The 20,514-nt window shown below is 61.1% G+C and carries 20 protein-coding genes; 3 read left to right on the plus strand and 17 right to left on the minus strand.

The genetic code is table 11. From position 1 onward, the window contains the following. The 8 genes from pabC to BLW22_RS22340 form a co-directional block, all read right to left on the minus strand. Entirely contained in the window at positions 1–816 is an 816-nt protein-coding gene (gene pabC / locus BLW22_RS22305) for an aminodeoxychorismate lyase (protein ID WP_065947757.1), read from the minus strand. After that, positions 816–2,060 (minus strand): beta-ketoacyl-ACP synthase II, encoded by a 1,245-nt coding sequence (gene fabF / locus BLW22_RS22310; protein ID WP_065926163.1) that lies wholly within the window; start codon positions 2,058–2,060, stop codon positions 816–818. Before fabF ends, pabC begins: the two co-directional genes overlap by 1 nt. Positions 2,061–2,187: 127 nt before the next feature. Next, complete coding sequence (gene acpP / locus BLW22_RS22315) at positions 2,188–2,424, minus strand: acyl carrier protein (RefSeq protein WP_003442511.1); 237 nt, start codon at positions 2,422–2,424, stop codon at positions 2,188–2,190. Positions 2,425–2,615: 191 nt separating this feature from the next. Next, positions 2,616–3,359 carry a 3-oxoacyl-ACP reductase FabG gene (gene fabG / locus BLW22_RS22320; RefSeq protein ID WP_065926164.1) on the minus strand — a complete coding sequence of 248 codons (744 nt, stop codon included), beginning with the start codon at positions 3,357–3,359 and terminating at the stop codon, positions 2,616–2,618. A gap of 24 nt (positions 3,360–3,383) precedes the next feature. Next, positions 3,384–4,322: an ACP S-malonyltransferase gene (gene fabD, locus BLW22_RS22325; protein ID WP_065926165.1), complete on the minus strand. Its 939-nt coding sequence runs from the start codon at positions 4,320–4,322 to the stop codon at positions 3,384–3,386. A 125-nt stretch (positions 4,323–4,447) separates the two neighbouring features. Beyond that, on the minus strand, positions 4,448–5,458 hold the full coding sequence (gene plsX, locus BLW22_RS22330; protein ID WP_074847485.1) for a phosphate acyltransferase PlsX: 1,011 nt from the start codon (positions 5,456–5,458) through the stop codon (positions 4,448–4,450). 4 nt (positions 5,459–5,462) lie between these two features. After that, positions 5,463–5,645 carry a 50S ribosomal protein L32 gene (gene rpmF / locus BLW22_RS22335; RefSeq protein ID WP_008152339.1) on the minus strand — a complete coding sequence of 61 codons (183 nt, stop codon included), beginning with the start codon at positions 5,643–5,645 and terminating at the stop codon, positions 5,463–5,465. A 13-nt stretch (positions 5,646–5,658) separates the two neighbouring features. Further along, complete coding sequence (locus BLW22_RS22340) at positions 5,659–6,189, minus strand: YceD family protein (RefSeq protein WP_027607804.1); 531 nt, start codon at positions 6,187–6,189, stop codon at positions 5,659–5,661. 105 nt (positions 6,190–6,294) lie between these two features. Between BLW22_RS22340 and BLW22_RS22345 the strand changes: the two genes are divergently transcribed. After that, positions 6,295–6,873, plus strand: coding sequence for a Maf family protein (locus tag BLW22_RS22345; protein ID WP_065926167.1), 579 nt, complete (start codon positions 6,295–6,297; stop codon positions 6,871–6,873). 63 nt (positions 6,874–6,936) lie between these two features. Here the strand turns inward: BLW22_RS22345 and BLW22_RS22350 are convergent, their stop codons facing one another. Genes BLW22_RS22350 through rluC form a run of 3 tightly spaced genes read right to left on the minus strand, consistent with a single transcriptional unit; the run spans position 6,937 to position 9,550 of the window. Further along, complete coding sequence (locus BLW22_RS22350; RefSeq protein WP_074847486.1) at positions 6,937–7,920, minus strand: S49 family peptidase; 984 nt, start codon at positions 7,918–7,920, stop codon at positions 6,937–6,939. A 21-nt stretch (positions 7,921–7,941) separates the two neighbouring features. Continuing rightward, on the minus strand, positions 7,942–8,604 hold the full coding sequence (locus BLW22_RS22355) for an HAD-IA family hydrolase (protein WP_074847487.1): 663 nt from the start codon (positions 8,602–8,604) through the stop codon (positions 7,942–7,944). Next, on the minus strand, positions 8,591–9,550 hold the full coding sequence (gene rluC, locus BLW22_RS22360) for a 23S rRNA pseudouridine(955/2504/2580) synthase RluC (protein WP_053140114.1): 960 nt from the start codon (positions 9,548–9,550) through the stop codon (positions 8,591–8,593). The genes BLW22_RS22355 and rluC overlap by 14 nt, the downstream gene beginning before the upstream one ends. A 767-nt stretch (positions 9,551–10,317) precedes the next feature. On the opposite strand from rluC, the gene rne reads away from it, so the two are divergent. After that, entirely contained in the window at positions 10,318–13,515 is a 3,198-nt protein-coding gene (rne, locus tag BLW22_RS22370) for a ribonuclease E (protein WP_083381384.1), read from the plus strand. Between the two features lie 80 nt (positions 13,516–13,595). Here rne and BLW22_RS22375 read toward each other — a convergent pair whose 3' ends face one another. The 3 genes from BLW22_RS22375 to BLW22_RS22385 all read right to left on the minus strand — a co-directional run bounded on the left by BLW22_RS22375 (position 13,596) and on the right by BLW22_RS22385 (position 16,671). After that, positions 13,596–14,183 (minus strand): nucleotidyltransferase family protein, encoded by a 588-nt coding sequence (locus BLW22_RS22375; RefSeq protein ID WP_074847490.1) that lies wholly within the window; start codon positions 14,181–14,183, stop codon positions 13,596–13,598. Beyond that, positions 14,183–15,169 (minus strand): XdhC family protein, encoded by a 987-nt coding sequence (locus BLW22_RS22380; protein ID WP_074847491.1) that lies wholly within the window; start codon positions 15,167–15,169, stop codon positions 14,183–14,185. Before BLW22_RS22380 ends, BLW22_RS22375 begins: the two co-directional genes overlap by 1 nt. Before the next feature lie 170 nt (positions 15,170–15,339). After that, positions 15,340–16,671: a dicarboxylate/amino acid:cation symporter gene (locus BLW22_RS22385; RefSeq protein WP_074847492.1), complete on the minus strand. Its 1,332-nt coding sequence runs from the start codon at positions 16,669–16,671 to the stop codon at positions 15,340–15,342. Between the two features lie 340 nt (positions 16,672–17,011). Here BLW22_RS22385 and BLW22_RS22390 point away from each other — a divergent pair, with 340 nt between their 5' ends. Continuing rightward, a complete protein-coding gene (locus BLW22_RS22390; protein ID WP_074847493.1) occupies positions 17,012–18,010 on the plus strand; it encodes an AraC family transcriptional regulator in 999 nt (332 codons plus the stop codon). Positions 18,011–18,161: 151 nt separating this feature from the next. On the opposite strand, the gene BLW22_RS22395 is transcribed toward BLW22_RS22390, so the two are convergent. Genes BLW22_RS22395 through BLW22_RS22405 form a run of 3 tightly spaced genes read right to left on the minus strand, consistent with a single transcriptional unit; the run spans position 18,162 to position 20,509 of the window. Next, entirely contained in the window at positions 18,162–19,508 is a 1,347-nt protein-coding gene (locus tag BLW22_RS22395) for an ATP-binding protein (RefSeq protein ID WP_065926175.1), read from the minus strand. Next, positions 19,505–20,182, minus strand: coding sequence for a response regulator (locus tag BLW22_RS22400; protein WP_017138377.1), 678 nt, complete (start codon positions 20,180–20,182; stop codon positions 19,505–19,507). Before BLW22_RS22400 ends, BLW22_RS22395 begins: the two co-directional genes overlap by 4 nt. A gap of 18 nt (positions 20,183–20,200) precedes the next feature. Next, positions 20,201–20,509 (minus strand): hypothetical protein, encoded by a 309-nt coding sequence (locus BLW22_RS22405; RefSeq protein WP_065926176.1) that lies wholly within the window; start codon positions 20,507–20,509, stop codon positions 20,201–20,203. Positions 20,510–20,514 lie beyond the last annotated feature (5 nt).

Genomic DNA, 20,514 nt, shown 5'->3' on the forward strand with positions numbered 1-20,514 from the left:
TCAAATATCCAATAGCGCGCGAACAATGCCCTGCAGTTTACGGGTGAGCGGCCCAACCGACCAGCTCATCGCAGCGCACCCACGCACCGGCCAAATGCCATATACGCTGTTGCACATAAAGACTTCGTCAGCCTCCCGCAATTGCTCAAGGCTGATGTCAGCCACGGCTACCGGGATGCCCAGGGCGCTCGCCTGAGCCAGAATCTCGGCGCGCATGACCCCTGCAACGCCGCAACGATTCAGATCGGCGGTTAGTAACAAGCCATTACTTACCAGGAACAGGTTGCTGAACACGCCTTCGATGACACGCCCGGACACATCCAGCATCAACCCTTCGGCATATTCGGCATCCTGCCATTCCGCACGGGCGATCACCTGCTCGAGGCGATTGAGGTGCTTGAGACCGGCCAGCAGCGGCTGCTCGGCCAGGCGGGTGGCGCACGCAAACAGACGAACACCGTCGGCTCCATGGGCCTGGGGATAGGTAGCAGGCGGATTGCCCTGCAAGATACGACGCACTGGCGCCTCGGGGTTGATGCCATAACCGCGCAGGCTGTCGCCGCGGGTGAGGATCAGCTTGAGGACACCGTCGCCGAGAGCGGCGGCATAGGCCTGCACTTCGCTGCGGACCAGCACCTGATCCACAACGAGAGCGAGGCGCCTGCAGCCCTCATCCAGGCGTTGCAGGTGACGGTCAAGCAGCACGGGCTGCCCGGCCTTGACGGCGATGGTCTCGAACAGGCCATCACCGTACGCCAGGCCGCGATCTTTCAGGGGCACGCTGCCCCCTGGCTGACCGTCGACCCAGCTGTGCATCACTCGGCGAACCGGCGGAACACCAAGGAACCGTTGGTGCCACCGAAGCCGAACGAGTTGGAAATCGCAACGTCGATCGGCATCTGTTGCGGCTCATGCGGCACGAAGTTCAGGTCGCAGCCTTCGTCCGGCTCATCGAGGTTGATGGTCGGCGGAGCGACCTGGTCCTTGATGGCCATCACGCTGAAGATCGCTTCTACCGCGCCCGCCGCACCCAAGAGGTGGCCGGTCATGGACTTGGTAGAACTGACCGCCAGCTTGTAGGCGTGCGCGCCGAACACCGACTTGATGGCTTCGGCTTCCGCCAGGTCGCCCGTCGGGGTCGAGGTGCCATGGGCATTGATGTACTGCACCTGGTCCGGGTTGACCTTGGCATCGCGCAAGGCGTTGGTGATGCAACGCGCAGCGCCGGCACCGTCGGACGGTGGCGAGGTCATGTGATAGGCGTCGCCACTCATGCCAAACCCGATCAACTCGGCATAGATGGTGGCACCACGCGCCTTGGCGTGTTCCAACTCTTCGAGCACCAGGGCACCGGCGCCGTCGGCCAGTACAAAGCCGTCACGGCCCTTGTCCCACGGACGGCTGGCACGGGTCGGCTCGTCATTGCGGGTCGACAGTGCACGGGAGGCGCCAAAGCCGCCCATTCCCAGGCCACAGGCGGCCATTTCAGCACCACCGGCGATCATCACGTCGGCTTCGTCATAGGCGATGTTACGCGCCGCCATGCCGATGCAGTGGGTACCCGTGGTGCACGCGGTAGCAATCGCGTAGTTAGGCCCCTGCGCCCCCAAGTGGATGGACAGGAAACCGGAAATCATATTGATGATCGAGCCAGGCACGAAGAACGGTGAAATTCGACGAGGGCCGGAATCATGCAGCGTGCGGCTGGTTTCTTCGATATTGGTCAAACCGCCAATACCCGAACCCATGGCCACGCCGATGCGCTCACGGTTGGCGTCGGTCACTTCCAGGCCAGCGTTACGCACTGCCTGGAAACCGGCTGCCAGGCCGTATTGAATGAACAGGTCGAGCTTGCGGGACTCTTTGATCGAGAGATATTCCTCGACATTGAACCCCTTTACCGAGCCGCCAAAACGGGTGGAATAGGCAGAAAGGTCCGTGTGTTCGATCAGACCAATACCACTGCGGCCAGCCAGAATGCCCTGCCAACTGCTCGGCACATCCGTACCCAGTGGCGACAACATACCCATACCGGTGACTACGACGCGTCTACGCGACACAGCACTCTCCTTTTTCTAATGACGACACTTTGCTTCAGAGCTTACTTTTCATCAGCGCTAAAGAAAAAACCGCACGCCGTTACAGCAGTGCGGTTTTTCCCTAACAGCAGGCGACGACTACAAACTATTACGCCTGGTGGTTCGTAACGTAGTCGATAGCAGCTTGAACAGTAGTGATTTTTTCAGCTTCTTCGTCCGGGATTTCGGTCTCGAATTCCTCTTCCAGAGCCATCACCAGCTCAACGGTGTCAAGGGAATCGGCACCCAGGTCTTCTACGAAGGAAGCAGTGTTGACCACTTCTTCTTCTTTGACGCCCAGTTGCTCGGCAACGATTTTCTTGACGCGCTCTTCGATGGTGCTCATACCTTGTTTAACTCCTAATGGACAAATTCAGGCAGCTGGCCAGTGGGTAAGTGTATAGAAAGCCTTTTCAGCTTTTCAACTGAAAGCTTCACCCTGTACCCGGTTTGCCACCTGCCTATAAATTAAGTTGCAGCTTTATAACGGATTTTAGACAGCTCGTATGACATTTTTTTGAAGCGATCCGTCACAATTTAGCTCATGTACATCCCGCCGTTCACCGGGATTGTAGCCCCAGTCACGTATGCCGCACCGTCGGATGCCAGGAAAGCGACCACATTCGCGATCTCTTGAGCCTGGCCCAGACGGCCCAGCGGAATCTGCGTCAGCAAGCCTTCACGCTGTGCTTCCGGCAGTTCGCGGGTCATATCGGTGTCGATGAACCCTGGGGCCACCGAGTTGACCGTAATCGACCGCGAACCGACTTCACGCGCCAATGCACGGCTGAAACCTTCCAGGCCGGCCTTGGCGGCTGCATAGTTTACTTGGCCTGCGTTGCCCATGGCACCCACTACGGAGCCAATATTGATAATTCGACCCCAACGGGCCTTGGTCATGCCGCGCAAAACCCCCTTGGACAGGCGAAACAGACTGTTCAGGTTGGTATCGACCACGTCGTACCATTCGTCGTCTTTCATGCGCATCATCAGGTTATCGCGGGTGATACCGGCGTTGTTCACCAGAATTGCCGGCGCACCGAACTGTGCGGTGATCTCGGCCAGTACGGCAGCCACGGACTCATCGCTGGTCACGTTCAGCTCAAGGCCGGTGCCTTGAACGCCGTTTTCCTTCAGGGTCGCGGCGATACGCTCGGCGCCCGAAGCAGAAGTGGCGGTGCCGATCACGACGGCGCCCTGACGGCCCAGTTCCAGGGCGATGGCCTGGCCAATGCCACGGCTCGCGCCGGTAACCAGTGCAACTTTACCTTGCAGACTCATGCAGGCTTCTCCTAAGTTCGGGGATCAGGCCAGCGCCGCACGAGCGGCAGCGAAGGCATCCGGGGTATTGAGGTTGGCAGTCGACACGCCGTCGGCGCAGCGTTTGTTCAGGCCAGCCAGGACTTTGCCCGGGCCGCACTCGACCAGCTCGGTGGCGCCATTGGCGGCCAGGGTCTGGACCGACTCGACCCAGCGCACAGGCTTGTAGAGTTGCTCCAGCAGGTCGCGCTTGAGGGTGTCGAGGTCGGCGGCCACGGCTGCGCTGACGTTCTGCACCAGCGGGATCTGTGGCGCCTGCCAGTTGATGGCAGCGATGGACTCGGCAAAACGCTCGGCAGCCGGGCGCATCAGCTCGCAGTGTGACGGCACGCTCACCGGCAACGGCAATGCACGCTTGGCACCCCGCGCCTTGCAGCCTTCGATGGCACGCTCGACGGCCGCCCTGGCACCGGCGATCACCACCTGGCCTGGGGAGTTGAAGTTTACCGCGCTGACCACTTCGCCCTGGGCCGCTTCGGCGCAGGCTTCGATCACGACGGCATCGTCCAGCCCCAGGATAGCGGCCATGCCGCCCTGCCCGGCCGGAACGGCCTCCTGCATCAGCTGTCCACGACGCTCGACCAGCTTGACCGCTTCAGCAAGGGTCAGGCTGCCCGCCGCCACCAGGGCGCTGTATTCGCCCAGGCTATGACCGGCCACGAAAGCCGGACGCGCACCGCCTTCGGCCAACCACAAGCGCCACAGGGCTATCGAAGCGGTCAGGATGGCTGGCTGGGTTTTATCGGTTTGATTGAGCTGCTCTTCCGGCCCCTGTTGGGTCAGCGCCCACAGGTCGTAACCCAGGGCCTCGGAAGCTTCCTTGAACGTGTCCAGGATCAGCGGGTATTGCGCGCCCAGCTCGGCCAACATGCCGAGGGACTGCGAACCCTGCCCTGGAAAGACGAATGCGAGGGATGTAGACATGTAACAAGCCCCTAATGATCTGGTCGTCGGAAATGGTCGCTCCTCGGTGGGAGCGCACGAAACTGACAGATTGGATGGTCAATTGAACTGGCCGGTCACATTTAAGCATTCCCCGGCCGATTCGCCTAAGGCAACAGGTCCTCAAGACGGCCGTGCAAGCGTTGCGGCAGGTTTTCCTGGATCTCGATCACCGCCCGCGCAATCGCACTCTGGAAGCCTTCGACCCCGGCCGAACCGTGGCTTTTCACCACGATGCCCTGCAACCCCAGGAAGCTCGCACCATTATGCCGCGCCGGGGCCAGATCGGCCTGCAGGCGACGCATCAACGGCAGCGCCAGGGCGCCCACCAGGCGCGATACCAGGTTACGCCTGAACAAGGCCTCGATACGCGAGGCGATCATGGTCGCCAGGCCTTCACTGGACTTGAGCAGGATATTGCCGACAAACCCGTCGCACACCACCACATCCGCCTCGCCTCGGTACAACCCGTCACCCTCGACAAATCCGATGTAGTTCAGGCCTCGCGCACCTTGCAGCAAGGTGGCGGCAAGCTTGACCTGCTGGTTGCCCTTGATGTCTTCGGTGCCGATATTCAGCAAGGCCACCCGCGGCCGGGCCACGCCCAGCGCTTCGGCGGCCACCGAGCCCATCACGGCAAACTGGAACAGGTGCTCGGCACTGCAATCGACGTTCGCCCCCAGGTCCAGCAACTGGCAATAGCCCTTCTGCGTCGGAATCGCCGCCACCATTGCCGGCCGATCAATGCCAGGCAGCGTCTTGAGCACATGCCGCGACAACGCCATCAGGGCGCCGGTGTTGCCGGCACTGACACAGGCTTGCACCTTGCCATCACGCAGCAGCTCCAAGGCCACCCGCATCGACGAGTCAGGCTTGCCACGCAGGGCTGTCGCCGGTTTCTCATCCATGGTGATGGTTTCGCTGGCTGGCGTAATCGTCAGGCGCGCGCGATCCACCGCCGGATGGCTGGCAATCAATTCTTCAAGGAGGGAGGGTTGACCGACGAGGGTCAGATGCAGCGAGGGCGTGGCAGACAGGCTGGCAATGCAGGCCTGAACAATGCTGCGGGGACCGAAGTCCCCGCCCATTGCGTCAATCGCGATGACTTGAGCAGACAAGTGATTACTCGTCAGCGCCCTTGTCGATCACTTTACGGCCACGGTATACGCCTTCTGGCGATACGTGGTGACGCAGGTGAATTTCACCGGTGGTTTTTTCTACAGACAGAGTGCTTGCCGTCAGGGCATCGTGGGAACGACGCATGTCACGGGCAGAGCGGGATTTTTTGTTCTGCTGAACAGCCATAATTGATTAACTCCTAAACGTTTGGGTCACGCTTTAACTGCGCCAATACACTGAACGGGTTGGACCGCGTTACCTCGTCCTCGCTCGGTTCGGACTCGTCATCGAGACCCGCCGGCTGCTGGCATTCTTCCGGATGATGAGCAGGCACAATGGGCAAGGCGAGCAGAAGCTCCTCCTCGATCAGTGCATGCAGATCCAAAGGATCTTCGCCCAGTTCCAGCACGTCATAACCTTTCGGCAACGACTGGGTATTCGCACCCTCCTTTACCACAGCATAACTGCACTCGCTGTGAATCGGCAGGGTGACCAGCTCAAGACAACGCTGGCAAACCATTTTGACCTCGGTGTCGATAAAACTGTGAATTACCACAGATTTACGTTCATCTCGTTCAAAAACGAATTTGGCCTGCACCGTACCGACAGTGTCGGAAAGCGGGTCGCAGAGTCTCTCCAAATCGGCCAGCAGCAACTCACCTTGAAGGGAAGTGCCACGATCAGCCAATTTGCGCGGGTCAACGTGAGGTGGAATCGGGTCATTCAACATAGGCGCAGCATTATAGGGATGCACCCAGCCATGTCAAAGGAAATTCAGCCCTGTGCGTCGGCCGGTCGCCCCGCTAGAATCGGCGGCTGCCTTGAGGAGACGTATATGCTGCCTTTATTACTCGCTTCCAGCTCGGTTTATCGCCGGGAATTGCTCAGCCGCCTGCACCTGCCATTCATCTGCAGCTCGCCGGATATCGACGAAAGCCATGCTGCACATGAGTCCGCCATCGAACTGGTCAAGCGCCTGGCCGAAGCAAAGGCCCGCGCCCTCGCCGCCAGCCACCCGGGACACCTGATCATCGGCTCAGACCAGGTCGCCGCGCTGAAAGGCCGCATCATCGGCAAGCCTCACACCTTCGAAAATGCGCGCGAGCAGTTATTGGCCGCCAGTGGCAAGCGTGTCAGCTTCCTCACCGGCCTGGCCCTGTTGAACAGCGAGACGGGGCACTGCCAGGTCGACTGCGTGCCCTTTACCGTGCACATGCGCGAGCTGGATGCAGCGCGCATCGAGCGCTACCTGCGGATCGAGCAGCCGTATGACTGCGCGGGCAGCTTCAAGGCGGAAGGATTGGGCGTGAGCTTGTTCCAAAGCACCGAAGGGCCGGACGCAACCAGCCTGGTCGGCTTACCGCTGATTCGGCTGGTGGATATGCTACTCAGCGAGGGCGTGCAAATCCCTTAAGAACACAACCAAATGTGGGAGGCGGCTTGCCCCCTCCGACATTTATCCATACTGACTAAAATCTCAGCGCAGCGCCGGGCCCTGGAAGCCCATGTACAGCGCCAGCTTCTCAGCCACGCTGGCGCCGAGCTTCTTGGAGAAACGATCAAACGGCGACTCTTCAACGGTGAAGTCCACCAGTTCTTTCTCGCCGACCACATCCCGCGCTACCGAACTGGCACTGCCCAAACCATCGATCAGCCCCAGCGGCAATGCTTGCTCGCCCGACCACACCAACCCGGAGAACAACTCCGGATGATCTTTGTCCTTCAGGCGATCCCCACGCCCCTGCTTCACGCTGGCGATGAACTGGCGATGGGTAGTGTCGAGCACGCCTTGCCAGAACTGGGTTTCATCGGCCTTTTGCGGCTGGAACGGATCAAGGAACGACTTGTGCTCGCCCGAAGTGTAGGTGCGGCGTTCAACACCCAGCTTCTCCATCGCGCCAACAAACCCGTAACCGGCCGCGGTCACGCCGATGGAGCCCACCAGGCTGGCCTTGTCGGCGTAGATCTGGTCGGCGGCACTGGCAATGTAATAGGCACCCGAAGCCCCCAAATCGGAAATCACCGCGTACAGCTTGATATCCGGGTGCAGGCCGCGCAGGCGGCGAATCTCGTCATACACATAACCCGATTGCACCGGGCTGCCGCCTGGGCTGTTGATGCGCAGGATCACGCCCTTGACCTTGGGGTCTTCAAACGCGGCACGCAGACTGCTGACGATATTGTCGGCGCTGGCAGGTTCCTTGTCGGCAATCACCCCCCGCACTTCGATCAACGCGGTGTAGTTGGCGCCACGGGTCGCGCTCTTTTCCATGTCCATCAGCGGGCTGAACAGCGCCAGCATGAGCAACAGGTAAGTGAAGGTCAGCAACTTGAAGAAAATCCCCCAGCGCCGCGCACGGCGTTGCTCCTGGACACTGGCCAGCAGCGTCTTCTCCAGCAGTTTCCAGCTCTTGTCGTCACCGCTTTCAGCCTTTTCAGGCGCTTTCCACTCGTCACTCATGCCATCAACCCCAGCAAAGACTTATTGGGCCCGACCGAGCCAGGCCTGCAATTCAGAAAAATGATCAATCGTGACCCTCGGCTCGTATTGCTGCAACGCCTCGGGGGACTGGGCGCCATAGCTGACTGCCACGCTGTCCATGCCGGCGTTGCGCGCCATCATCAGGTCGAAGGAAGCATCACCTACCATCAGCGCCTCACGCGGCGACACACCGCAATGGGCAAGGATCTGCTCCAACATCAGAGGGTGAGGCTTGCTGGCGGTTTCATCTGCGGCACGGGTGATGTCGAAATAATCTTCAAAACCGTGGGCACTGAGCACCCGATCCAGGCCGCGACGGGCCTTGCCGGTGGCGACGGCCAGGTGATAGCCCTCGGCGCGAAAAGCCTCCAGCGACTGCGCCACACCCTCGAACAACGGCGAAGGTGTGGCTTCCAGCGCAATGTAGTGATCCGCGTAATGCTCGCGGAACGTCACCAGTTCAGCGTCGCTGATCTCGGGGTACAAGGTGCGGATCGCCTCAGGCAAGCCCAGGCCGATAATGCCTTTGACCGCCAGGTCAGTGCACAACTCGAAGCCCGAGCGGGTCGAAGCCCTGTGCATCGACTCGACAATCCGACCGATGGAGTTACACAGGGTGCCGTCCCAATCGAAAATCAGCAGCTTGTAGTCAAGGTGCGACACTCAAACGCTCCACGGTCTTGGCCCACATCTCATCGACCGGCGCCTGCAGCTTCAGCTCGCCGCCGTCAGGCAGCGGCACGGTGAGCATGTAGGCGTGCAGGAACAGGCGCTTGCCGCCCAGGTCGCGGATTTCCTTGGAAAAACCCTCGTCGCCGTACTTGGTATCACCGGCGATGCAGTGACCGGCGTGCAGGGTGTGCACACGAATCTGGTGGGTACGCCCCGTCACCGGCTTGGCCTCGACCATGGTGGCGAAATCACCAAAGCGACGCAGCACCTTGAACAGGGTCAGGGCTTCCTTGCCCTCCTCGTCCACTTCGACCATGCGCTCGCCGGAGCGCAGGTTGCTCTTCTGCAACGGCGCGCGGACGCTCTTGATCGAGCTGGCCCAGTTGCCGCGCACCAGCGCCATGTAGCGCTTGTCCACGCCATCGCCGCGCAGGGCGGTGTGCAGGTGGCGCAACATGCTGCGTTTCTTGGCGATCATCAACAGGCCGGAGGTGTCGCGGTCCAGGCGGTGAACCAGTTCCAGCTCCTTGCAATCCGGGCGCAGCTGACGGAAGGCTTCGATCACGCCGAAATTCAGGCCGCTGCCACCGTGAACCGCAATACCGCAGGGCTTGTTGATCACAATCAGCTTGTTATCTTCGAAGACAATCGATGCCTCAAGGCGCTGCAACAGGCCCTGGGCCAATGGCACGGGCTCATCGCGCTCAGGTACGCGCACGGGCGGCACACGGACAATATCGCCCGCCTGCAACTTGTACTCAGGCTTGATGCGGCCCTTGTTCACGCGCACTTCGCCTTTGCGCAAGATGCGGTAGATCAAGGTCTTGGGCACACCCTTGAGCCTGGCCAGGAGAAAATTATCGATGCGTTGGCCGGCATATTCCGGCGAGACCTCGAGCAGCTGGACGCTGGGGGTCTGGGGGGCGGTAGTCGTCATGGCGGCGATGATAACAATTTTTTATGGAATTGAAGCACTTAATCATTACTGCTATAGTCGCGAACGCCGCCAAAAGCGGCCTGGGCAGAGGACTAGCGGCAAACTGCCGGCCCTGACCATCGCAATTCATCAGGACGCGAGGCCGTCCTACGGGGCTTTCGCCACCCTGGAAGGCTCGAGATTGTAACAAGCGCAGGTGACATGAGGCCTGAAGCGAGTGCAGAAAGCAGAGTGAATACTCGCGTTCTGCGCCGATATTTACGGCCAGTTCACAAAGTGCAGTCAGTCTTGAGCCGGACCACGGCGAATGCTTCGGAAACAACGCCTGTTAAGAGCTGAGTGTGAGCGCAGTCGCCCACATTCAGTCTTGTTTAGCCATGAGCGTGGACTCCCCATTGGAGAACACGGTAAATGCCAACCCGCTGCGGATTCTGCGCGCGGCAGCACCCGAATTATCAGGGATACGTGTAGGGTGGAGATGCACAACCGTCGGACCGTGTAGCACTAGGCTTATATTTAGACGCTTCATCTCGTCCACAGTCGCCGGTTGATTCCTCCTCCTGACCTTAGCTTTTGTTGAAGTGGTGCCTTTGTCACCACCGCTAACAAGCAGGACGCGTCCGTCGCGATACCGGCCCAATTGGCCGATTTTGCTGGACACTGGAGTGGCCAACCACTCTTGACGCACCTGACACCGACCGTGAGAAGTCGTGTGTGCCGAACGCCGTTTCCGGCAGCCCGGAAACCGACGGTACAACATGAAAAGAATGCTGATTAACGCAACTCAACCCGAAGAGTTGCGTGTTGCACTGGTAGATGGCCAACGCCTCTACGACCTGGACATCGAATCCGGTGCACGCGAGCAAAAGAAGGCCAACATCTATAAAGGCCGTATTACTCGCATCGAACCAAGCCTTGAGGCTGCCTTTGTCGATTTCGGCTCCGAGCGCCACGGCTTCCTGCCCCTCAAAGAAATCTCCCGCGAATACTTCAAGAAATCCCCCGAAGGCCGCGTAAACATCAAGGACGTCCTGAGCGAAGGCCAGGAAGTCATCGTTCAGGTCGAAAAAGAAGAACGTGGCAACAAGGGCGCCGCCCTGACCACCTTCATCAGCCTGGCCGGCCGTTACCTCGTGCTGATGCCGAACAACCCACGTGCCGGCGGCATCTCCCGTCGCATCGAAGGCGAAGAGCGCAACGAACTGCGTGAAGCGTTGAACGGCCTGATCGCACCGGCCGATATGGGCCTGATCGTACGCACTGCCGGCCTGGGCCGCAGCAGCGAAGAAATGCAGTGGGACCTCGACTACCTGCTGCAACTGTGGACCGCCATCAAAGAAGCCTCCCTGGATCGTTCCGCGCCGTTCCTGATCTACCAGGAAAGCAACGTGATCATCCGCGCCATCCGCGATTACCTGCGCCAGGACATCGGCGAAGTGCTGATCGACAGCGTCGAAGCCCAGGACGAAGCCCTGACCTTCATCCGCCAGGTGATGCCGCAGTACGCCAGCAAGATCAAGCTGTACGAAGACAGCGTGCCGCTGTTCAATCGTTTCCAGATCGAAAGCCAGATCGAGACCGCTTTCCAGCGTGTGGTCGAACTGCCTTCCGGCGGCTCCATCGTGATCGACCCGACCGAAGCCCTGGTGTCCATCGACATCAACTCGGCGCGCGCCACGAAGGGTAGCGACATCGAAGAAACCGCCCTGCAGACCAACCTGGAAGCGGCTGAAGAAATCGCCCGCCAGCTGCGCCTGCGTGACATCGGCGGCCTGATCGTGATCGACTTCATCGACATGACCCCCGCCAAGAACCAGCGCGCCGTGGAAGAGAAAGTCCGCGAATGCCTGGAAGCCGACCGCGCCCGCGTACAGGTCGGCCGCATCTCGCGCTTCGGCTTGCTGGAAATGTCCCGTCAGCGCCTGCGTCCATCCCTGGGCGAGAGCAGCGGCATCGTCTGCCCGCGTTGCAACGGCACCGGCATCATCCGTGACGTTGAATCGCTGTCCCTGGCGATCCTGCGCCTGATCGAAGAAGAAGCCCTGAAAGACCGCACCGCCGAAGTCCGCGCACAAGTGCCGATCCCGGTTGCCGCTTTCCTGCTCAACGAAAAACGCAACTCGATCACCAAGATCGAACTGCGCACCCGTGCTCGTATCGTGATCCTGCCGAACGATCACCTCGAGACGCCGCACTTCGAAGTACAGCGCCTGCGTGACGACAGCCCGGAAGCCCACAGCGGCCAGTCCAGCTACGAAATCGCTGCCGCCGCCGCCGAAGTGGAAGAAGTCCAGCCAGCCGCCGCGACCCGCACCCTGGTGCGCCAGGAAGCCGCCGTGAAAACCGCGCCAGCCCGTGCCAACGCACCGGTGCCGGTTGAAGCCGCTGCCCCGGTTGCCGCACCGGCCGCCCTGCCTGAGCCGAGCCTGTTCAAGGGCCTGGTGAAGTCGCTGGTCAGCCTGTTCGCCACCAAGGAAGAGCCTGCGGCACCGGTCGTGGTTGAAAAACCTGCGACCGAACGCCCAGCACGCAACGAAGAGCGTCGCAACGGTCGCCAGCAGAGCCGTAACCGCAACGGTCGCCGTGACGAAGAGCGCAAGCCGCGTGAAGAACGTGCGCCTCGCGAAGAACGCGCACCACGTGAAGAGCGTGCACCTCGCGAAGCGCGTGAAGAAACCCCGGCCGTAGCCCGTGAAGAACGTGCACCGCGTGAAGAGCGCGCACCACGTACCCCACGTGCGCCGCGTGAAGATCGCAAGCCGCGTGGCGAGCGTGAAGAACGCGTGCGTGAACTGCGCGAGCCATTGGATGCCGCCCCTGCCGTTGCAGGTGTTGCAGCCACTGCCGCTGAAGAGCGCCCAGCTCGCCAGCCGCGTGAAGAGCGTGCACCGCGTGAAGAACGCCAGCCGCGCCCACCGCGTGAAGAGCGTCAACCACGTGCCGAGCAAGCCGCTGCCGCCAGCGAAGAAGAAGTACTGGCCGGCGAAGAGCAATTGCAGGAAGACGGCCAGGACAACGCCGAAGGCGATCGTCCACGCCGCCGCTCCCGTGGCCAGCGTCGTCGCAGCAACCGCCGTGAGCGTCAGCGTGATGCCAATGGCAATGTGATCGAAGGCTCGGAAGAGGCCGGCGAGAACGCAGAAGCCGCCACCCACGAACCGACCGGTGCCGAACTGGCTGCCGGCCTGGCCGTTACCGCAGCGGTTGCCAGCTCGGTGATCAGCGCACCGGCTGAAGCCCAGGCGCATGAACAGGCTGAACGCGCGACTGCCACTGTTGAAGAAACCGCTGCTGTAGAAGCGCCAGTTACCGAGACCCCAGTGGTTGAAGCACCGGTCGTTGAAGCAACTACCCCTGTCGAAGCCCCAGTGGTTCCGGAAGTGGAAGTGGCACCGATCCGCGACGCCCAGCCAGAAACCGAAGTGGTTGCAGTTGAAGCCGCTCCGGTTGTTGAGCCTCAGCCAGTAGTTGAAGCCGCCGCTGAAGCCCCGGCTGTCGAAGAAGCTGCCCCGGCAGTGCGTGAAGTTCGCGAAGAACAGACCGCCTTCCAGTGGACTGCCGAACCTGCCGCCCCGGTTGAAGCACCAGCGCCTGCACCGGTGGTAGAAGAAGCGCCTGCGCCGGTTGCCGAAGCAGTGGTTGCCGAGCCTGCGCCAGCCGTCGAGTCTGCACCGGTGGTTGTTGAAGCACCGGTGGTAGCCGAAGTCGAAGCACCCGTGGTAGAAGCGGCACCGGCCAGCGCCCTGACCGAAAACGGCCGTGCGCCGAACGACCCACGTGAAGTGCGTCGTCGTCGCAAGGAAGCTGAGGCAGCTGCCGCCGCTGCTGCTGCCGCTCCAGCCGTAGTCGAAGCTGTCGAGGCGCCAGCCCCGGTTGCTGAAACCGTGGTTGAGCACACTGCTGCTGAAGCAGTGGTAGAGCACAAGGCCCTGGAAGAAGAACACGAGCCTAAACCCCTCGCCTGATTCCATCCGCCACTAAAAAGCCCCGCCTGAGTGATCAGGCGGGGCTTTTTTATAGATCTCGAAAACAACGAAGATCAAATTTAGTCTGGGTTAAAAATTAACCGTTTCGGCAGATCCACATCCCACAGAACACCCGCATCTTCCACCTGCACTTCCCGCACCCGGGCACGTGCGAACAATGGCTTGCCTCCACGATCCCCGGTCAGCGCCATCAGGTCCGGACCAAAAGCGCGACCAAAGGCCACTGGATGCCCATAGTCACCCGCCTGCACCGGCACGCTGATGCCATCCTCCTCCAGCACGTCAATCACCCGTTCAATGCTCGATGATTGGATAAACGGCATATCCCCCAACACCACCAGCCAGCCATCCGCCGAGGCACTGGCCGCGACGGCTGCGGCGATGCTCTCGCCCATGCCGGCTGACTGCAACGGCAAGACCTGGCAGCCATACACTTCGGCCAACCGAATGACCTCCTTGCGATCCGGCGAGGTCACCAGCCAGCGCGCCACCAGGCGATCCGGCAAATTCACCAATACCTGCTCGATCACCGGACGCATCACCCCATCACGGCCCAGGCAATCGGCCAGCAACTTATCCTGGTCAGCCCCCGCTTCGGCTCGGAACCGGCTGCCCTGCCCCGCCGCCAAGACAATCGCCGTCACCATTACTCAGCAACCACCGGCAGGGGCTTTTTCTGCATCGGCGCCACGCCGTTCTTGATCGCGACAATTTCCGCCATCAACGACAAGGCGATCTCCGCCGGCGTATGGCTACCGATATGCAGGCCAATCGGCCCATGTAAACGCGCAATCGCATCCGTCGACAAACCCAGCGCCGCCAGGTTCTCGCGACGCGTCTGGCTATTGACCCGCGAACCCAGCGCACCGATGTAGAAGGCACTGGAGTTCAGCGCCGTCAGCAACGCCATATCATCAAGGCGCGGATCATGGGTCAGGCAGACAATGGCCGTGCGCTCGTCGGTCTGGATATTCAGCACCGCCTCATCAGGCATACCCGGCACGAAGCGGCCGTGCTGCTCTTCCCAGCCGTAGACAAACTCGCTACGCGGATCGCATATCAGTACTTCGAAATCCAGCAGGCGCGCCATTTCCGCCACGTAGCGCGACAGTTGCCCGGCACCGATCAACAGCAGGCGCCAGCGCGGGCCGTAGATAGCCCGCAGGCGTTCGCCATCGAAGGTGACCACATCGGTCTTGTTCGCACTGCTCAACGTGACTTCGCCGGAGACCAGGTCCAGTTCCCGCGCGACAATTTCATGCGCCTCGCAACGCTCCAGCAACTGCGCGACCCAGGCCCAGTCTTGCACCCGCTCCTCGGTCAAGCGCAGGGTGCCGCCGCATGGCAGGCCGAAACGCGCCGCCTCGTCGCGCGTCACGCCGTAGGTCACCAACTGCACCGGCGGCCCGTCTTGCGTCAGGCGGCCATCCTGCAAGCGGGCGATCAAGTCGTCCTCGATGCAACCGCCGGACACCGAGCCGATCACCACGCCATCCCCCCGCAACGCCAACATGGCGCCCGGTGGACGCGGCGCGCTGCCCCACGTCTGCACAACGCTGTACAACACCACCTGCTGCCCGGCGCGGCGCCATTCGAGCACGCTGCGCAGGACATTTAAATCAACACTGTCCATATATCCTCCTGCCAGTCTGCGTTTGGAACATGCCGCGTAGCGCGAATTTCATCAGTCGCTGACTCTAAGTGAAAATATTGCAAAAAAGTAATCCCGCACAAACGCAAACGCCCCGAACCAGTCGGGGCGTTTGCGGATAGCTGTCAGCGTGGGTTCACGCCATCAGCGGCTTACTTGATCACCGGTGCAGGGCCTTCGGCCACGCCCAGGTCATCTTCTTCACGGGTGTCGGAGATACTGCGACCACCGGAAGCCAACTCGCTTTGCAGTTGGTCGGTGTCCAGCTCCTTGACCCACTTGGCCACAACGAGGGTGGCAACGGCGTTACCCACCAGGTTGGTCAGTGCACGGGCTTCGGACATGAAGCGGTCGATACCCAGGATCAGCGCCAGGCCGGCAACCGGCAGGTGGCCGACAGCCGACAGGGTGGCTGCCAGTACGATAAAGCCGCTACCGGTCACGCCAGCAGCACCTTTGGAGGACAGCAGCAGCACCAGCAGCAGGGTGATCTGGTGGGTGATGTCCATGTGGGTGTCAGTCGCCTGGGCGATGAACACGGCCGCCATGGTCAGGTAGATCGAGGTACCGTCGAGGTTGAAGGAGTAACCGGTCGGGATCACCAGGCCGACTACGGATTTCTTCGCGCCCAGACGCTCCATCTTGATCAGCATGCGTGGCAGTGCGGACTCGGAGGAAGAAGTACCCAGTACGATCAACAGTTCTTCACGGATGTAGCGGATCAGTTTGATCACGCTGAAACCGTGGGCGCGGCAGATACCGCCCAGCACCACCAGCACGAACAGCAGGCAAGTGATGTAGAAGCAGATCATCAACTGGCCCAACTGCACCAGGGAACCTACACCGTAGGCACCGATGGTGAACGCCATGGCGCCCAGGGCACCGATTGGCGCGAGCTTCATGATCATGTTGATGATGTTGAACATCACGTGGGCGAAGCGATCGATGAAGTCCAGCACCGGCTTGCCGTAGGCACCCAGGCGATGCAGGGCGAAACCGAAGATCACCGAGAACATCAGCACTTGCAGGATGTCGCCGTTGGCGAAGGCGCCGACGATGGTGTTCGGGATCACATTGAGGATAAAGCCAACGATGCTCTGGTCTTTACCGGCAGTGACGTAGGCCGCCACTTTGGAGGCGTCCAGGGTTGCCACGTCGATGTGCATGCCGGCGCCCGGTTGCACGACGTTCACCACGATCAGGCCGATCAGCAGTGCGATGGTGGAAACGATTTCGAAGTACAGCAGCGCGTAGCCACCGGTTTTGCCGACCGATTTCATGCTTTGCATGCCGGCGATGCCGCTGACAACGGTGCAGAAGATGATCGGGGCAATGACCATTTTGATCAGCTTGATGAAGCCGTCACCCAGTGGCTTGAGCGCCACACCGGTCTGCGGGTAGAAGTGACCGAGCAAAATACCGATAACGATTGCAACGATCACCTGGAAATACAGGGATTTGTAGATTGGCTGACGAGTCGTCATTGCAGAGTTCCTCAATCGTCCCGTGTGGCAAATATCCGCCATTGCCCACGACACTTGAATTGCGAACCCTCCTGCACTGGAGGGATTTGTTGTTTGCGAAGCCTGTAGCACCAGGCCTGCGCTGTAATCCTTATCGCAAACGCCGTGCCACTTTGCTGAAAACCCCCTGGGGGCCTTAAGACATCAGGGCTGCGGATTTCAAAGCCCCCTCCGAAGAGCCGAATCGGCTGGCGGATTTCCGCCGCACTGCCCAATCCCGTCCTACAATTTGGCGGATATCCGCCTTGTTGCCCTGCCGGGTGATGACTACCATCCGCCCTTCCATGGACGAGGGCCCCGCATGCGTGAACGTACCATCGCCAGCCATTACGCCCGGGCAGCCCTGGGCGGTGCGCGTCGAACCGGTTACGACTATTCGGGCCTGTTGCAACAGCTGGGCATCACCCCGGAACTGTTGACCGAACCTCGCGCCCGCATTGCGCCCGAGCAATTCACCCGGCTGCTGCAAATGCTCTGGCTGGCACTGGACGATGAGTACCTGGGGTTCGCCGACGGCCCGAGCAAACGCGGCACCTTCGCCATGATGTGCCATGCGCTGATCCACTGCCGCACCCTGGAGAAGGCTCTGGAACGCGGCTTATTATTTTATAGCCTATTCCCACAAGGCCCGCGCTGGCAGCTGACACGAGAAGGCGAAATGGCCCGCCTGAGCCTGGATGATTCTCACCTGTGGGACCCGGATCACTTCCTCAGCGAATGCCTGCTGGTGATCTGGCACCGCCTGGGCAGTTGGCTGATCGGCCAGCGCATTCGTTTGCACCAGGCCACGTTCAGCTACCCGATGCCGGCCCACGCCGCTGAATATGACCTGCTGTTCCCCTGCGCCCAGGTGTTCGGTGCCCCGCACAGCAGCCTGGTGTTTCCCGCCCGCTACCTGAGCCTGCCATTGTTGCAGGACGAACGTACCCTAAAGCATTTCCTTGAGCGTTCCCCCGCCGACCTGCTGTCACGCCCGGATGAAGGCGACAGCTTGAGCAGCCAGCTGCGACGCTTGTTGAGCCGCGACCGCACGCCTTGGCCAGACCTGGAGGCCGTCGCCCAGCACTTGCACGTCAGCCCGCAAACCCTGCGCCGACATTTGCGCGAAGAAGGCACCAGCTTTCAGGCGCTTAAGGATGAATTGCGGCGGGACATCGCCATCTACCACCTGGGGCGGGCGGATTTGTCCTTGCAGGCGATCGCCGAGCAGCTGGGGTTCTCCGAACCGTCGGCGTTTCATCGGGCGTTCAAGAAGTGGACGGGACTGACACCGGGGGCCTATCGGGCGCAGGAGAATTAGAGGGGTGTTGTTTGTGAGGGCCTCATCGGGGTGCAAGCCCCCGATAGGCATAAGTATCTACACAACTTCAGTAGGATAACGCGTAGCAGGGGGCTCGGCTCAAGATGTGTAGATACTTATGCCCGGACAGGGCCAGCCCAGCCACTGAAGATCACACAGACGGAAAGTGAATCTTGAACGCCGCCCCACCCAGCGGCGAATCCCCCAGGGTCAGTCGTGCGCCGTAGCTTTCTATGATGTCCTTGACCACCGCCAACCCGATCCCCTGCCCCGGATGCTGACGGTCCAGGCGCTCGCCCCGTTGCAGAATCCGTGCACGCTGGTCCGGCGGCACCCCGGGGCCGTCGTCCTCGATGCACAACTCGAGCCCTTCGGAATTTTCCACCAGGCTGACGCGCACTTCACTCAGGCACAACCGATAGGCGTTTTCCAGCAGGTTGCCGAGCAATTCAAGCAGGGCGCCCTTCTCGATCGGTACATCGCATTCGTCCGGCAGTTCAAAGGACACCGCGACGCCCTTGTCGCGGTAGACCTTGCCCAGGGTATCGCAGAGGCTTTGCACTACCGGTTCCAGGCGCACCTGATGGCGCACCAGGCCGCTTTTGCGCAGGCTGGCACGCTGCAGCTGGTAGCCGATCTGCTGGCTCATGCGTTCGATCTGGGATTGCAGCACCCAGGCCTGGTCGCGATCTTCCGGACGTTGCGCCATGTCTTCGCTCACGCTTTGCAACACGGCGAGCGGCGTTTTCAGGCTGTGGGCCAGGTCATCGAGGGAGTCGCGGTAACGTGCCCGTTGTTCGCGCTCGCTGTGCAGCAGGCGGTTAAGGGAGCCGGTGAGACGCAGCAATTCGCGCGGGTGTTGCTCGGAGAGGCTTTCGCGGGTACCGCCTTCGATCTGGTCAAGCTCCTGGCTCAATCGCCGCAGGGCCTGCAGACCCCAGGTCAGGCCCAGCCACAGCAAGGTCAGCAGCACCAGCAGTGCCGCGCCGAAGCCCAGGTAGAGGTTTTCGCGCAGGCCTTCGAGGGTCAATTGGTATTCGCGCACCGGTTGCAGGGCCACGATACTGAACGCCGCACTCTTGCCGCCGAGCAGCCTGACCTCGACGTCATAGACGAAGAACTCCTGCCCGTCGGCCTCGCGAATCCGCGCAAACTCATTGCCGCGCCCGTCATAGCGCGGCTTGTAGTTGATGTTTTCGTCCCGGGTGGCCCGCGAACGCCACACCAGGTGGCCTTCGCGGTCATAGATATAGCCGAGCAACCGGCTATCGGTGAGGTTGAAGCGCTCATCCGGCAACTGCGCCGGCATCAGCAGGCGATTGTTTTCCACCCGCGCGGCGGAGATCAGGGTGGTGACGTCCGACGCCAGGCGCTGCTCGATGGAATCCTGCAATGCCAGGCTGAACGCGCCCTGCATGGCGGGCAACAGGCCCAGCATAAACAGCACGGCCAGGGTGGCGGCCGCCAGCATCAAGCGCACACGGAGCGAGCGAATCAACGGCAGCGCTCATTGAACAGGTAGCCCAGGCCACGCACGGTGTCGATCGGCTTGAACCCCGCCGGGCCTTCCAGCTTACGGCGCAGGCGGCCGACCAGCACTTCAATCACATTCGGATCGCGCTCATCGTCGTCGGGGTAGAGCTGCTCCATCAGGCGGTCCTTGGCGACGACCTGCTGGTGATGGCGCATCAGGTATTCGAGGATGCGATATTCATAGGCGGTCAATGCCAGGGGCTGTTCATCGAGGGACGCCTGCTTGCGGTTGAGGTCCAGCAGCAAGGGCCCGGCGACGATGGTCGACTGGGTAAACCCGCTGGAGCGGCGCAGCAAGGCGTTCATCCGCGCCTCCAGCTCTTCGAACTGGAACGGCTTGACCACATAGTCGTCGGCCCCGGCGGCCAGGCCTTCGACCTTGTCCTGCCAGTTGCCACGCGCGGTGAGGATCAGGATCGGAAAGGTCTTGGCCTGGCTGCGCAGTTGGCGGATCAGGTCCAGGCCGCCCATGCCGGGCAGGCCCAGGTCGATGATCGCCAGGTCATGGTTGAATTGACCGGTCTGGTACAGGGCCTCTTCGGCATTGGCCACGGCCTCGACCACGTGGCCGCTGTCGGTCAGGCGGGTAAACAGGTGATGGCGCAACAGCGCCTCATCTTCCACCACCAGCAATTTCATAAGGCTCTCCAAAGCAAATCAACTGTCCGACAGAGGGATATCATAGCGGCCCTGCAGGTCTTGCGGGCGCAGTTTAATACCGTTGAACCGGCCGCTCAGGTGTTCATAGCCGGCGCGATAGCTCGGCTGCGGGGTGGCCTGGCCAAGGGACTGCCCCCAGGGCGTGGGCTGACTGCCAGCATCTTCGATGCTGACGCGCTGCATCAGGATGCTGGACTTCTTGGTTTTCTCACGACCGAATGCGGCAAAGGCACCATCGGAGGCCTGAACCCCGACGGTGGCACTGAGCATGGTTAAGGCCAACATCAGCTTCTTGATCGCAGTCATGGTGT

The sequence above is a fragment of the Pseudomonas marginalis genome (assembly GCF_900105325.1).
Taxonomy (GTDB): domain Bacteria; phylum Pseudomonadota; class Gammaproteobacteria; order Pseudomonadales; family Pseudomonadaceae; genus Aquipseudomonas; species Aquipseudomonas marginalis.

What these genes read in the sequence shown, in the direction of transcription:
- pabC (WP_065947757.1), bottom strand. Translation starts at nt 816, where the DNA reads ATGCACAGCTGGGTCGACGGTCAGCCAGGGGGCAGCGTGCCCCTGAAA.
- acpP (WP_003442511.1), bottom strand. Translation starts at nt 2,424, where the DNA reads ATGAGCACCATCGAAGAGCGCGTCAAGAAAATCGTTGCCGAGCAACTG.
- fabG (WP_065926164.1), bottom strand. Translation starts at nt 3,359, where the DNA reads ATGAGTCTGCAAGGTAAAGTTGCACTGGTTACCGGCGCGAGCCGTGGC.
- fabD (WP_065926165.1), bottom strand. Translation starts at nt 4,322, where the DNA reads ATGTCTACATCCCTCGCATTCGTCTTTCCAGGGCAGGGTTCGCAGTCC.
- rpmF (WP_008152339.1), bottom strand. Translation starts at nt 5,645, where the DNA reads ATGGCTGTTCAGCAGAACAAAAAATCCCGCTCTGCCCGTGACATGCGT.
- BLW22_RS22340 (WP_027607804.1), bottom strand. Translation starts at nt 6,189, where the DNA reads ATGTTGAATGACCCGATTCCACCTCACGTTGACCCGCGCAAATTGGCT.
- BLW22_RS22345 (WP_065926167.1), top strand. Translation starts at nt 6,295, where the DNA reads ATGCTGCCTTTATTACTCGCTTCCAGCTCGGTTTATCGCCGGGAATTG.
- BLW22_RS22350 (WP_074847486.1), bottom strand. Translation starts at nt 7,920, where the DNA reads ATGAGTGACGAGTGGAAAGCGCCTGAAAAGGCTGAAAGCGGTGACGAC.
- rluC (WP_053140114.1), bottom strand. Translation starts at nt 9,550, where the DNA reads ATGACGACTACCGCCCCCCAGACCCCCAGCGTCCAGCTGCTCGAGGTC.
- rne (WP_083381384.1), top strand. Translation starts at nt 10,318, where the DNA reads ATGCTGATTAACGCAACTCAACCCGAAGAGTTGCGTGTTGCACTGGTA.
- BLW22_RS22375 (WP_074847490.1), bottom strand. Translation starts at nt 14,183, where the DNA reads ATGGTGACGGCGATTGTCTTGGCGGCGGGGCAGGGCAGCCGGTTCCGA.
- BLW22_RS22380 (WP_074847491.1), bottom strand. Translation starts at nt 15,169, where the DNA reads ATGGACAGTGTTGATTTAAATGTCCTGCGCAGCGTGCTCGAATGGCGC.
- BLW22_RS22385 (WP_074847492.1), bottom strand. Translation starts at nt 16,671, where the DNA reads ATGACGACTCGTCAGCCAATCTACAAATCCCTGTATTTCCAGGTGATC.
- BLW22_RS22390 (WP_074847493.1), top strand. Translation starts at nt 17,012, where the DNA reads ATGCGTGAACGTACCATCGCCAGCCATTACGCCCGGGCAGCCCTGGGC.
- BLW22_RS22400 (WP_017138377.1), bottom strand. Translation starts at nt 20,182, where the DNA reads ATGAAATTGCTGGTGGTGGAAGATGAGGCGCTGTTGCGCCATCACCTG.
- BLW22_RS22405 (WP_065926176.1), bottom strand. Translation starts at nt 20,509, where the DNA reads ATGACTGCGATCAAGAAGCTGATGTTGGCCTTAACCATGCTCAGTGCC.